This window comes from Capnocytophaga sp. oral taxon 902, assembly GCF_013394735.1.
Lineage (GTDB): Bacteria > Bacteroidota > Bacteroidia > Flavobacteriales > Flavobacteriaceae > Capnocytophaga > Capnocytophaga ochracea.
On record NZ_CP058261.1, the window covers coordinates 148,901 to 162,940 of the forward strand.

Annotated in this window: 12 protein-coding genes and 1 pseudogene; 11 read left to right on the forward strand and 2 right to left on the reverse strand. The window is 39.8% G+C overall.

The window, feature by feature from the left end:
• Window positions 1-10: 10 nt before the first annotated feature.
• Both pdxA and HW278_RS00585 read left to right on the forward strand, forming a co-directional pair.
• Entirely contained in the window at window positions 11-1,069 is a 1,059-nt protein-coding gene (gene pdxA / locus HW278_RS00580; RefSeq protein ID WP_178976609.1) for a 4-hydroxythreonine-4-phosphate dehydrogenase PdxA, read from the forward strand.
• A gap of 7 nt (window positions 1,070-1,076) precedes the next feature.
• Window positions 1,077-1,961, forward strand: coding sequence for a Ppx/GppA phosphatase family protein (locus tag HW278_RS00585; protein ID WP_178976610.1), 885 nt, complete (start codon window positions 1,077-1,079; stop codon window positions 1,959-1,961).
• 91 nt (window positions 1,962-2,052) lie between these two features.
• On the opposite strand, the pseudogene HW278_RS00590 reads toward HW278_RS00585, so the two are convergent.
• A pseudogene (locus tag HW278_RS00590) lies at window positions 2,053-3,236 on the reverse strand (L-lactate dehydrogenase).
• A 316-nt stretch (window positions 3,237-3,552) separates the two neighbouring features.
• Between HW278_RS00590 and lepA the strand changes: the two are divergent.
• The 7 genes from lepA to HW278_RS00625 all read left to right on the forward strand — a co-directional run bounded on the left by lepA (window position 3,553) and on the right by HW278_RS00625 (window position 11,490).
• The gene (gene lepA, locus HW278_RS00595) at window positions 3,553-5,349 is read left to right on the forward strand and encodes a translation elongation factor 4 (RefSeq protein WP_178976611.1); all 1,797 of its coding nucleotides are present in this window, start codon (window positions 3,553-3,555) and stop codon (window positions 5,347-5,349) included.
• A gap of 59 nt (window positions 5,350-5,408) precedes the next feature.
• Window positions 5,409-6,422 carry a hypothetical protein gene (locus HW278_RS00600; RefSeq protein ID WP_016479454.1) on the forward strand — a complete coding sequence of 338 codons (1,014 nt, stop codon included), beginning with the start codon at window positions 5,409-5,411 and terminating at the stop codon, window positions 6,420-6,422.
• A 4-nt stretch (window positions 6,423-6,426) separates the two neighbouring features.
• Window positions 6,427-6,708: a DUF6331 family protein gene (locus tag HW278_RS00605; protein WP_255493666.1), complete on the forward strand. Its 282-nt coding sequence runs from the start codon at window positions 6,427-6,429 to the stop codon at window positions 6,706-6,708.
• Between the two features lie 133 nt (window positions 6,709-6,841).
• A complete protein-coding gene (locus HW278_RS00610; protein WP_178976612.1) occupies window positions 6,842-7,780 on the forward strand; it encodes a hypothetical protein in 939 nt (312 codons plus the stop codon).
• Window positions 7,781-7,859: 79 nt separating this feature from the next.
• Complete coding sequence (locus HW278_RS00615; protein ID WP_178976613.1) at window positions 7,860-9,710, forward strand: DNA topoisomerase IV subunit B; 1,851 nt, start codon at window positions 7,860-7,862, stop codon at window positions 9,708-9,710.
• Window positions 9,707-10,687 (forward strand): polyprenyl synthetase family protein, encoded by a 981-nt coding sequence (locus tag HW278_RS00620; RefSeq protein WP_178976614.1) that lies wholly within the window; start codon window positions 9,707-9,709, stop codon window positions 10,685-10,687. Before HW278_RS00615 ends, HW278_RS00620 begins: the two co-directional genes overlap by 4 nt.
• Before the next feature lie 68 nt (window positions 10,688-10,755).
• A complete protein-coding gene (locus tag HW278_RS00625; protein ID WP_178976615.1) occupies window positions 10,756-11,490 on the forward strand; it encodes a shikimate dehydrogenase family protein in 735 nt (244 codons plus the stop codon).
• Between the two features lie 15 nt (window positions 11,491-11,505).
• On the opposite strand, the gene HW278_RS00630 is transcribed toward HW278_RS00625, so the two are convergent.
• Entirely contained in the window at window positions 11,506-12,165 is a 660-nt protein-coding gene (locus tag HW278_RS00630) for a class I SAM-dependent methyltransferase (protein WP_178976616.1), read from the reverse strand.
• A 157-nt stretch (window positions 12,166-12,322) separates the two neighbouring features.
• On the opposite strand from HW278_RS00630, the gene HW278_RS00635 reads away from it, so the two are divergent.
• Window positions 12,323-13,069, forward strand: coding sequence for an electron transfer flavoprotein subunit beta/FixA family protein (locus HW278_RS00635; RefSeq protein ID WP_178976617.1), 747 nt, complete (start codon window positions 12,323-12,325; stop codon window positions 13,067-13,069).
• Window positions 13,070-13,075: 6 nt separating this feature from the next.
• Entirely contained in the window at window positions 13,076-14,026 is a 951-nt protein-coding gene (locus HW278_RS00640; RefSeq protein ID WP_178976618.1) for an electron transfer flavoprotein subunit alpha/FixB family protein, read from the forward strand.
• Window positions 14,027-14,040 lie beyond the last annotated feature (14 nt).

A 14,040-nucleotide genomic window follows, 5' to 3' on the forward strand; every position in this document is an offset into this window, starting at 1 on the left:
ATTTCATTTTATGAAAGAAAAACCCATAAAAGTAGGAATTTCCATTGGTGATATGAACGGTGTAGGACTTGAAATTATCCTAAAAACCTTTGAAGACCACCAAATATTGGAATTGTGTACGCCTATTATTTTTGCTTCGAACAAGTTAGTTTCTTTTCAGAAGAAACATTTCAATACCACTGCCAATTTTCAAGGAATCGACAATGTGGAAGCTGCTATTGACGGCAAGCTAAATGTGCTAAACTGCTGGAAAGAAACCCCTACGGTTACCTTCGGACAAGCAACCGAAGAAGGTGGCAAATATGCCTTTTTATCATTACAAGCTGCGGTGGAAGCATTAAAAAACAACAGTATTGATGTGCTAGTAACCGCTCCTATCAATAAGAACAACATACAGTCGGACGCGTTTCACTTTCCTGGTCACACCGATTATTTGGCACAAGAGCTCAACGGTACTAGCCTGATGTTTATGGTGAGCGAAGACCTGAAAGTGGGTTTACTTACTGACCACGTGCCTTTGAAAGAGGTTTCTTCTCTTATTACAGAAGCCCTCATTATGAAGAAAGCGCGCCTGATGAACGAATCACTAATTAAGGACTTCCGCTTACAACGCCCTAAAATAGCCGTATTGGGCATTAATCCACATTGCGGAGATAAAGGCGTGATAGGTAACGAAGATGACGAAGTGTTACGCCCAGCCTTGAAAAAGCTGTATTTTGATGAGAATATATTGGTATTTGGACCTTTTGCTGCTGATAGTTTCTTCGGTTCACAAACCTACCGGAACTACGATGCGGTATTAGCACCTTACCACGACCAAGGGCTTATTGCGTTCAAAACCATTGCCTTTGGCAGTGGCGTGAACTACACAGCAGGACTTAGCAAAGTACGCACTTCGCCCGACCACGGTACGGCTTACGAAATAGCAGGCAAGGGCATTGCCGACCCTGAGTCGTTTCGTCACGCTATTTTCACTGCTTTAGATGTGTTTAGAAACCGTGAAGAATACGCTGAACTGACCAAGAACCCGCTAAAAGTGCGCTCTTTAGAAATGGACAAAGACAAATAATTACGAAATGAATATCAAAAAATTAGGAGCGATAGACATAGGGTCGAACGGGGTGAGATTGCTCATATCGAACGTATTGGAAGAGCCTAACGAAGCTCCGAAATTTACCAAAGCCAGCTTGGTGCGCGTGCCTATCCGTTTGGGAGCTGATGTGTTTTTAGACGGACTCATCTCAGAAGAAAACACCGATAGATTGGCAGACACGATGCAAGCGTTCAGTTTGCTGATGAAAGTAAACCAAGTAGAAAAGTATCGCGCTTGTGCGACCTCGGCAATGCGAGAATCTACCAATGGACAACAAGTAGCCAATGAGGTATACAAACGTACAGGAGTGCGCATAGATATTATAGATGGCGCCGAAGAGGCGAGCATTATTGCCTCTACCGATATTTCAAGTTTAATACAAAAAGATAAAGATTACCTATACATAGACGTAGGCGGGGGTAGTACTGAGTTTACGGTCTTCTCGAAGGGGAAGGTAAAGAAGTCGCGTTCGTTTCCCATAGGTACAGTGCGTCTATTAGACAACAAAGTAAGCAATAAAACGTGGGAAGAAGTGGAGCATTGGATAAAAAAGCATACGAAAGACTGTGAGCATATAGAAGCCATTGGTTCAGGAGGGAACATCAACAAGATACACAAGAACTCCAACAGCAGAGAAGGAGAACCACTGAGCTATCAGTACCTCACCGATTACCTTAACTATGTATCGGGATTTACTTACGATGAACGCATCAGGCTCTTAGGCTTTAATCCCGACCGTGCCGACGTAATTCTGTATGCACTTACAGTGTTCATCAATGCGATGAAATGGTCAGGAGCAGAAATTGTACACGTACCCCGCATTGGTCTTGCCGACGGGATTGTAAGGAGCATTTATAATGAAGAATAAGTGGTTTAAATTTTAATAGTTTGTAATAAAAAGTGAAAGAGCTTAATACATCATTCGTATTAAGCTCTTTCTTTTTACAATGAAAGTTAAACTAAACTCGGAAATTATTGCTTGGTAGAGGATAAGTACCCTCTACTAAAATACTACTATCTACATCTTGGAGGTTACGATGACCTGAAAAAGCCATAGTAGTATCCATTTCGTCATATAATATTTGCAAAGCACGAGTTACGCCTTCTTCGCCATAAGCACCGAGCCCATATACAGGAGCACGACCAAGCATAATACCTTTGGCACCCAACGCCCACGCTTTGAGCATATTTTGCCCTGTATAGAAACCAGAGTCTATCCATACTTCGGTTTGGCTACCTACGGCGCTTACAATATCGGGGAGTGCTTTGATAGTGGAAATAGTATCGTCCATTTGGCGACCACCGTGGTTAGAGACAATAATCGCATCGGCACCATATTTCACAGCTTCGATAGCATCTTCAGGAGTCATAATACCCTTTAAGATGATAGGTCCCCCCCACAATTCTTTAATTTCGGCGATATCTTTCCAACTAAGACTTGGGTCGAACTGCTCTTTTGTCCAAGAGGAAAGTGAAGAGAGGTCGGATACGCTTTTTGCGTGACCTGCGATATTGCGGAATGTCCAACGGCGGTTACCAAACACATAGCGCAACCCCAAGGAATTTTAGTAGAAAGGTTAATCATATTAGGGATAGTGAACTTAGGAGGGGTGGAAAGTCCATTCTTGATATCGCGATGACGATTGCCGAGCACCTGCAAATCTACGGTTATCATTAAAGCAGAGCATTTAGCATCTTTAGCACGACGAATAAGGTCTTTCATAAAATCGCGGTCGCGCATTACATACAACTGAAACCAAAAGGGCTCTACTCCTGCTTCTACCAAATCTTCGATAGAGCAGATAGACATCGTAGAAAGCGTAAAGGGGATTCCAAATTTTTGAGCGGCTTTTGCCATATGGATTTCACCATCAGCCCACATCATTCCCATAAAGCCAACAGGAGCCGTCATAGCGGGAAACTTTACCTTTTGCCCTAAAAGAGTACTTTCGAGGGTACGGTTATCCATATCCACTAATATACGTTGACGGAATTTAATAGGGTTAAAATCGGAAACATTTTCTCTGTAAGTTGATTCAGTCCAAGAGCCGGTGTCTACATACTCATAGAACATCTTAGGGACGTTGCGTTTACACACCACACGCAAGTCCTCAATGTTTGTCATTTTAGTTAAATCTCTCATTTGGATAAGTTTTTTAAATTGATAATCTTAATACTTTTAAAGAAATAGATATTGTTTTCTTTTTCTAATTTGGTCGCAAATATAAACAATAATTTTGATTTAGCAACTTTTTCTTTTGAAAAAGTAAATTTACAATCAAAAAAATATTGCAAATAATCCGACAGACTACAAATGAGAACCTCTTTGAAGCACGATAGAACTTTCAATTTGTGAATTGACAATTATTTTCTATCTTTGCACCTTTAATTATTAGTTCGTTGTCTCTCGGTACAGACAACTCACAACTCATCACTAAAAACTAAACACTAAGAAACAAATGAAGAACATACGTAATTTCTGCATTATTGCACATATCGACCACGGAAAGAGTACCTTAGCCGACCGTTTGCTCGACTTTACCCAAACCGTAACCGAACGCGAAAAACAAGACCAATTGCTCGACAATATGGACTTGGAGCGTGAGCGCGGTATCACCATCAAGAGCCACGCGATACAAATGGAATATGTGTACAAAGGCGAAACGTATATTCTCAACCTTATCGATACCCCCGGTCACGTAGATTTCTCTTATGAAGTATCGCGTTCCATCGCTGCTTGCGAGGGGGCGCTCCTGATCGTAGATGCTGCCCAAAGCATACAAGCACAGACAATTTCTAACCTCTACTTGGCTCTCGAAAACGACCTTGAAATCATTCCCGTACTCAACAAAATAGACCTACCCAGTGCTAACCCCGAAGAGGTGAAAGACGACATTGTAGACCTCTTGGGTTGTTCACCCGATGAGATTATACCTGCCAGTGGTAAAACAGGTTTGGGCGTAGAGGCAATTTTAGAGGCTATTATAGAGCGTATTCCCGCCCCTACTGGCGACCCTAAGGCACCACTACAAGCGTTGATATTCGACTCGGTATACAACTCTTTCCGCGGGGTGGAGACTTACTTCCGGGTGATGAACGGTGAGATACGCAAAGGGCAGAAAATCAAATTTATGTCCAACGGCAAAATTTATGATGCGGACGAAGTGGGTACCCTCAAGCTCAACCAAGTACCCAAGCAGGTTATTAGTACTGGCGATGTGGGGTACCTTATCACCGGTATTAAGGATGCGCGTGAGGTGAAGGTAGGTGATACCATTACCTCAGCAGTAGACGGTTGTACAGAAGCTATTGACGGCTTTGAGAACGTGAAACCAATGGTATTTGCAGGAATTTATCCGGTAGATACCGAAGATTACGAAGAGCTACGCACCTCAATGGAAAAACTCCAACTGAACGATGCCTCGCTGGTGTTTACCCCCGAAAGTTCTGCTGCTTTGGGCTTTGGCTTTCGCTGTGGATTCTTAGGGATGTTGCACTTAGAAATCGTACAAGAACGCTTGGAACGCGAGTTTGGTATGACCGTGATTACCACCGTACCCAACGTAAGTTACCACGCCTTTACCAAGAAAGAACCCGAAAAAGCGATTATCGTAAATAACCCTTCTGACCTACCCGACCCTTCTAAATTAGACCGCGTGGAAGAGCCATATATCAAGGCGAGCATCATCACCAAATCGGATTTTATAGGACAGGTGATGTCGCTCTGTATTGAGAAACGCGGACAGATAACCAACCAACACTACCTCACCCCTGAGCGTGTAGAGTTAAACTTTGATATGCCTCTTGCCGAAATCGTGTTCGACTTCTACGACCGACTAAAAACGGTGAGCAAGGGCTATGCTTCCTTTGACTATTCGCCTATTGGGATGCGTGCTTCTAACCTTGTGAAGGTGGATATCCTCATCAACTCGCAATCGGTAGATGCGCTCTCTGCCCTTATCCACGCCGATAATGCTTATAATATAGGCAAGAAGATGTGCGAGAAACTGCGCGAACTGATCCCGCGCCAGCAGTTTGACATTCCGATACAAGCGGCTATTGGGGCTAAAATTATCTCGCGTGAGACTATTAAAGCCCTCCGCAAAGACGTTACTGCCAAGTGTTACGGAGGGGACATCTCGCGTAAGCGTAAGCTATTGGAGAAACAGAAAGCCGGTAAGAAACGTATGCGTCAAGTGGGGAACGTAGAGATACCACAAAGTGCGTTTATGGCGGTGTTGAAGTTGAATGATTAGCACCACAAGCTTTGTCAAAGTCAATATTTATTTTACAAATCTTATAAATATTAACAAATATGAAAAAAATAATTATATTATTGATAGCTATCACAAGCTATATTTCTTGTAAAAAGGAAGAAAATCACCAAAAGAAATATGGTGAAGATGCTATAATAGCTGAATATGCAATACCTTTAGGTTTTTGCAAAGACTTCCTTGTAAAAGATGGAGAAGTTTATACTCTCTATTCTGGAGATAGATATGGCGATTTTGATCCATCTATAAAGAAAATAAATAAGAAAGGGGAAGTTACTATATTAAGCAGAATAGAACACTTATTTTTCAATAATATGGGTATGGCGTTATCTCCTCAAAAGGATTCTATATATCTTGTTACTGATACCCCCACTTCTGTAGGACGTAATGTGTATGCACTACCTTTTAATTCTAATAGAGAAAAAGAATATACTACTCCTTCTCAAATGTTAACAAATATAAAACAATTAGATGAAGATAAGTATATCTTAGTAGGAGATAGAGAATCTCGACTTTTATTATTTGAGTCCAAAAGTAAATCTTGTACTTATATAGCAGGTACTGCTGCTACAAGAGGTATAAAAGATGGAAAAGGTAATGAAGCTTCTTTTGGTAGAATAGATAATGTCGTAATCATCAATAAGGTGATATATGTAGTTGATACAGATAAGAACTTACGAAAAATAGTGTATGATGCCGCTTCAGATTCTTATAATGTAACCACTCTTATTGCTAATTTCCCCCAAAATCTTAGAGATATTTTTTCAGATGAAGATAATAATCTTTTAGTATTATCAGATAAAGTATATAAGTTTGACCCTACTAATAATACCTTACTTCAATATTTTATAGATGATACTAAAGAGGAAATTACAGCAGAAGGACGTACTTTAATCACCAACTTATTGAGAGTAAAACTTTCTCAACCTAATTCTTATACTCAAATAAGTTGGAGTTCTGTAAATAGAATTTTTATTGATAAAAACAACTTGTACATAGATAATACTTTTCATTTTTTTAAGTTTTCTAACTATAAAAAGATTTTTGTAAAGTAATCTTATGTCCATCCTCATCGGCAATAACCTCTTTATCAAAGAACTCCCAGTAGATTACACTGGAAAACTGTTAGATCTCGACCCTTATATTACACCGCTAAATACATTTTTTGATAGGTTAGAGGTAGAATGTGTTAGGGAGTGTTGTGGTATTCAGACGTTTTCGTTTATGCCTGAGGATATCCACAAGGCACTTGTAGGACTCTCTGCCGAAACTATTGTAACTCAACTCAAAGCAACGCAAACAGCTATTGAGGAACAATGGTGGTACAAGACTGATAGGTAGTTCTATCCTAAACAATAATTTTGATACAAAAGTATTTTTGCAACTGTTAGCACATATTATAAAAACCACTGAAGGAAATATTGCTTTTTTAGGAGAATAGTTATAATTTTGCAGAAAAAATAACAATATACTTATGGACTTTTTAACAGGAAAACCACTATCGGATACTATTTACGATACCCTTTTTAAGGCGGAAAAGGAGCTTATTATCATTTCGCCTTATATTCAGCTGGGGAATTACCTCAAAGACAATGTTTTTAAACAGCTTTTAAATAACACCAAACTGCATATACTCATTGGGTTTGGTAAAAGTACCTCTAATGGAGAAGAAAATTGTAAGCGTGAAGATATTGAGTACTTTTTGGGCTTCCCGAATATCACAATGGTGTATATTCCACAGTTACACGGACAATATTATGCCAACGAAAAGCAATCGGTGATTACCTCTATGAACCTTTTGGATTACTCGCTGGAAAACAAGGTAGAGTTTGGCGTACTCGCCGAAAAAGCCCTCACCGACCTTGTAAACAAAAACAACTTCTTCGAGACTTCTAAAAACACCATTATGAGTGTGCTCGACAGCGGTTACACTATCTTTGCCAAACGTCCTAACTACAACAAGAAGTTTTTAGGTCTGGCGAAAGACTATGTAGGCTCTACCGTGCATTTGGATTTGGTAGACGATGTATTGTCTAACAGAGAGGTGAAGCCTATCCGCTACTCCTCTTTTATACCCGAAAACTATACCCATACCGATAACAGACCACCCGTAGAACCTGAATCTACTCCTGAAAAAGTAGTACAAGAGGATACTCCGACAGAAAACCTACAAACAACCTCGCCTCAAGAGGCACCGCAAGCCACATCACAGGAAAAGAAAGGACACTGTATTCGTTGTAATACAGAAATACCCTTTAACCCATTGATGCCCTTGTGTAACAGTTGTTACCAAGAATGGGCAAAGTCCGGCAATCGCTTTTATGAGGAAAACTACTGCCATTGCTGTGGAGAGGAGAAGAAAGTAACGGTAGCGACACCTTTATGTTATAATTGTTTTTCAAAACAATTGTAAGCAAAGGAGACAGATATTTATTTTTTGGATATGAATAATTTTTAATACTTTTGCACATCTAAAAACGAAAGTAAACTTTATGGAAGAAATTAGATATGACGAGGATAGTATCCGCTCTTTGGACTGGCAAGAACACATTCGCACACGCCCTGGTATGTATATCGGGAAGTTGGGCGATGGCTCTTCAGCCGACGACGGTATTTATATTCTTCTCAAAGAGGTCATCGATAACTGTATAGATGAGTTCGTAATGGGAGCTGGTAAGACCATCGATGTAAAAATCACCGATAACCAAGTAGAAGTACGTGACTATGGGCGCGGTATTCCCTTAGGAAAAGTAGTAGATGTAGTATCGAAAATGAATACGGGAGGTAAGTACGACTCCCGAGCTTTTAAGAAATCCATCGGACTCAATGGGGTAGGTACAAAGGCTGTGAATGCCCTTTCTACCTACTTCAAAGTGGAATCGGTGCGCGATGGTCAATGCAAATCGGCTATTTTTGAGAGAGGTCTGCTAAAAGAAGAAAGCGCCATTGAAGAAAGCCAGAAAAGACGCGGTACCAGCGTAACTTTTATTCCAGACGACACTATCTTTAAGAACTTCAAGTTCCGTAATGAGTATGTGGTGCGTATGCTCAAAAACTACGTATACCTGAACCCGGGACTTACTATCAACTACAATGGTGAAAAGTACTATTCTGAAAACGGACTCAAAGACCTCCTCACCGAAAACAACAATGAAGAGGATTTTCTTTACCCTATCATTCACCTTAGAGGTGAAGATATTGAGATTGCCATATCTCACAGCAAAACTCAGTACAGTGAGGAGTATTACTCTTTTGTAAACGGTCAGAACACTACACAAGGGGGTACGCACCTCAACGCTTTCAAAGAGGCTTATGTAAAGACCATTCGCGACTTCTACAAAAAAAACTATGATGCCTCCGATGTGCGTAAGTCTATCATCGCGGGTCTCTCAATCAAAGTGATGGAACCTGTGTTTGAGAGCCAGACGAAAACTAAGCTCGGTTCTACCGAAATGGGAGAAGGAATGCCTTCTGTACGCACCTATATCAATGATTTCATCAGTCGCCACTTAGATGATTTCCTACATAAAAACCCTGAGATATCCGATGCACTACAACGGAAGATTATGCAGGCACAACGCGAACGTGAAGACTTGGCAGGTATTCGCAAATTGGCAAAAGAAAGAGCTAAAAAAGCAAGCTTACACAACCGTAAACTACGCGACTGTCGCGTGCACCTCACCGATACCAAAGACGAGCGTGCCCTACAAAGTACCTTATTCATTACTGAAGGAGATTCAGCTTCGGGCTCTATTACCAAATCGCGTGATGTAACCACACAAGCCGTTTTCTCACTACGTGGTAAACCTTTGAATACCTACGGAATGAGTAAGAAAATAGTGTATGAAAATGAAGAGTTCAACCTATTACAAGCCGCCCTAAATATTGAAGACTCTATGGACGACCTTCGCTACAATAACATCGTTGTAGCCACCGATGCCGATGTAGACGGTATGCACATTCGTCTTTTGCTTATCACTTTCTTTTTGCAGTTCTTCCCCGAAATCATCAAAGAAGGGCACTTATATATACTACAAACACCTCTATTCCGTGTGCGCAACAAAACGCAAAAAATATATTGTTACAGCGAAGAAGAAAAGGAAGCAGCCATAGACAAGTTAAAGGGCAAACCTGAAATTACTCGTTTTAAAGGATTGGGAGAAATCTCCCCCGATGAGTTTAAAGATTTTATAGGAGAAGATATACGCTTAGACCCTGTAATGATGGACAAAACTATCCATACCGAACAGCTCTTGGAGTTTTATATGGGCAAAAACACTCCTGACCGTCAAGAGTTTATCATCAACAATCTAAAAGTAGAAATTGATAACTTCGAGCAATGAAGATAACAGCTCAAATAAAAGAACCTATCCGTGAAGAAATGGAACTTTTTGAACAGAAGTTCCGTAGCTCGATGTCGTCTAAGGTTGCCTTGCTGAATCGTATTACCTACTATATTGTAAACCGCAAAGGCAAACAAATGCGACCAATGTTTGTGTTCTTAGTAGCCAAGATGGTATCGGGAGGTAAGGTGAGCGAACGCACCTATCGGGGAGCATCAGTAATAGAGCTCATACACACTGCTACCCTTGTACACGATGATGTAGTGGACGACAGCAACAAGCGCCGAGGGTTCTTCTCAATCAATGCCTTATGGAAAAACAAGATAGCTGTATTGGTGGGTGATTACCTACTTTCTAAAGGCTTACTACTCTCTATAGACAATGGTGATTTCGACCTATTGCGCATTATCTCGGTAGCCGTACGTGAAATGAGTGAAGGCGAACTCTTGCAGATAGAAAAAGCTCGTCGGTTAGACATTGTAGAAGAGGTGTACTACGAGATTATCCGTCAGAAAACCGCGACGCTTATAGCCGCTTGTTGTGCGATGGGAGCTTGTTCGGTACAGCCAGGACAAACCGAACTGATAGAGAAAATGCGACTCTTTGGTGAATACATAGGAATGGCTTTCCAAATAAAAGACGACCTCTTTGATTATACCGAAGACGCAATTGGCAAACCTACGGGTATTGATATTAAAGAACAAAAAATGACCCTACCACTTATTTATGTACTCAATACTTGTTCCGAAGAAGAAAAACAATGGCTTATCAATTCGGTAAAAAAATACAACAAAGACAAAAAACGCGTAAAGGAAGTAATTGAATTTGTAAAGAATCATAGAGGGCTGGAATACGCTACAACTAAAATGAAAGAGTTCCAACAAAAAGCCCTAAATATATTGGATGAATTCCCAACCTCACCTTATAAAGAAGCTTTAAACCTAATGGTAAATTACGTGATTGATAGGAAAATTTAAGTTAGGTAAGAGGTAACATTCAGTATAGATAATATGTATAGTTTATCTATTAAAAAAAGCGTTTTCTTATGACAACTTTTGCTCTTGTGGGTCGTAATATTGGCTATTCTTTTTCTCAAAAATATTTCACTGAGAAATTTAAACGAGAAGGTATTAATGATTGCGAATATATCTATTTTGATATACAAAATCTCAATGAATTACCCGCTCTCTTAAAAAGCACTTCCAATTTACGAGGAATGAATGTTACCATTCCGTATAAGCGAGAAGTAATGAAGCTACTTACTGCCGTTGATGCTACTGCACAAGCCATTGGAGCTGTGAATACTATAAAAGTTACTCCTGATGGACTCGTCGGTTATAATACCGACTACTATGGCTTTAGTAAATCATTATCTCCCTTATTGCAACCACAGCATACTCACGCTCTTATCTTAGGTACGGGAGGTGCATCGAGTGCTGTTGCTTATGCGCTCAAGAAACTAAATATTGATTATCGTTTTATATCCCGCACACCACAGATAAATCAGTTTGGTTATACAGAGCTTACCAAAGAGATTATAGAAAATTATCATCTTATTATTAACTGTACTCCTTTAGGTACATTTCCTAATATTAACGACTGTCCTCCTATTCCTTATCAGTATCTCACTCCTGAGCACTTACTTTATGACCTTATTTATAATCCTTCACAAACTACATTTCTACACAGAGGGGAAAAGCAGGGAGCTACTACTTGTAATGGGCAACTAATGTTAGAACTTCAAGCTGAAAAAGCGTGGGAAATATGGAATAAAGAATAAAAAGCAGAGAGGTTTTTATTTTTCTCCCATTATTATGCAATAAGGACGACGTATTTTCTTGCCACTCTTAGAAACAAGTGTCTCTTCAAAAGTATACTCTTTGATATTCTTAAACCCTATGCGTGATAGTATTTTTCGCATTTCAAGAACGGTATAAAACTTAAATCCCACTTGTGCAAAAGGAGCTTTCTCACCTACTGACTTGTCAATAAAAGTAATCACTACATTTCCCATAGGCTTGAGCAACTGATAAATATTGCGATAATAGCGAGTAGGGCTTTTGAGAAAGTAAAGTGTATTGACTGAAAAGCAAACATCAAAAAGTATATTAAACTCAAGTCTCTCATTGGGTTGTACTTGCAGAAAAGAAACAGATTGTTGCGCTACCAATTCGGGATTGTTTACAGTAGCCTCAGTTATCATTTCCCCAGAAGTTTCTACTCCTGTATAGTGAATGGTTGGTTCTTTTTCAAATAAATAAGGTAAATGGCTAGCATTGCCGAAGCCAATTTCTAAAACATTGCTATTAGGCAAAAGTGATAAATAATCAATAGTATTGAAAATCATAGTGCGATTGGAAAAGAAAGTATATTCACCTACTTCTTTTGCATATATTCCGCTGGGGCAACGCAATAACTGTCCTAAAAGTTGCATATCGGTTACTGGAGGATTCATTATTTCTATTTAGTATTTCAAATAGTTAGACGGCAAAGGTACATTTTTTTCGCATAATAGTTTGCACAGTTATACAAAAGGAAGTACTTTTACCGCTTCAAAAATAACCATCTTTTGGTTATTAATGTATCATTTTAATTATATTATCTATAAGATTATGAAGATATTAGTATGTATCAGTAGCGTCCCCGACACTACTTCGAAAATAAAATTTACTGATGAAAATAAGAAGTTCGACCCTACAGGAGTGCAGTTTATCATCAATCCTAACGATGAATTCTGCCTCACTAAGGCAATCTTACTTAAAGAAAAGTTAGGCGCTACTATCACCCTTGTGAATGTAGGCACCCAAGAAACAGAACCCGTATTGCGCAAGGCTTCCGCCATTGGTGCTGACGATATTATCCGTATTGATGCCACTCCTACTGATGCTTTTTTTGTAGCTACTCAGTTGGCTAAGGTAGCTAAAGAGGAAAATTACGACCTTATCATTACAGGAAAGGAGTCTATTGATTATAACGGCGGAATGGTGGGAGGATTTTTGGCAGGATTACTAAATCTACCCTTTATCAACAAATGCATAGGTTTAGATATCAATGGGACAGAGGTAATAGCTGAACGAGAAATAGACGGCGGTAAGGAAAAACTCTCCGCAACTCTTCCGTTAGTAATTGCGGGACAAAAAGGACTTACCCAAGAGAAAGACCTTCGTATACCAAATATGCGCAACCTAATGGCAGCTCGCACTAAAGTAATTACCGTGTTGCCTGCTGAAAATACAGATACGAGAGTAACAACCATAGGTTTTGAGAAACTTCCTGCCAAAAAACCTGTAAAAATGGTATCGGCTGATGATTTAGATACTCTTATCGATTTATTACACAACGAAGCTAAAGTAATTTAATAAAAAATGTCCATACTCATATATATAGATTCCGAAAACGGAAAAGTAAAGAAAAGTAGTTATGAAGTGGCTACTTATGCCAAAACTCTTGCTCAGAAACAAAATACCAAAATAGTAGCAGTAACTATCAATATTGATAATCCTGAAATGTTAGGCACTTATGGTATTGATAAAGTATTGAACGTAACCAATGAAAAGCTACAACACTTTTCGGCGAAGGCTGTAGCACAAATATTACAACAGGCAGTGAAGAAAGAAGGGAGTACAACGGTGCTTTTCAGCGCCTCGTCGCAAGCCAAGAATATTGCCCCTTTATTAGCCATTTCTCTACAAGCAGGTTATGTACCTAACACCATTTCACTCCCTGAAAACGATTTTACTATTAAAAGTAATGCCTTTTCAAACAAAGCCGTAAGTTTAAACAAAATCACAACACCTATAAAAATAGTAGGATTAGCTCCTAATGCCTTCGGAGTAAAAGAAAATCCTACTCCGGCAATTGTAGAACCCTTCTCCCCTACCCTTTCAGATAGTGATTTCGATATAAAGACAATCGCTACCGAGAAGGCTACAGGAAAAGTACCGTTAGACGATGCCTCTATTGTGGTATCAGGAGGACGCGGATTAAGAGCCGCCGAGAATTGGTACATAATCGAAGATCTTGCCGAAGTACTCGACGCTGCCACCGCTTGTTCTAAGCCTGTGGCCGATATGGGTTGGCGTCCACACGCTGAGCACGTAGGACAAACAGGGAAACCCGTTGCGCCTAACTTGTATATTGCCATTGGCATTTCAGGGGCTATACAACACTTGGCGGGGGTTAATGCCTCAAAAGTGAAGCTGGTTATCAACACCGATGCCGAGGCTCCTTTCTTTAAAGCTGCCGATTACGGTGTGGTAGGCGATGCTTTCGAAGTTGTTCCCAAGCTTATAGAAAAACTAAAAGCTAAACTTTAATATTTGTAATAACT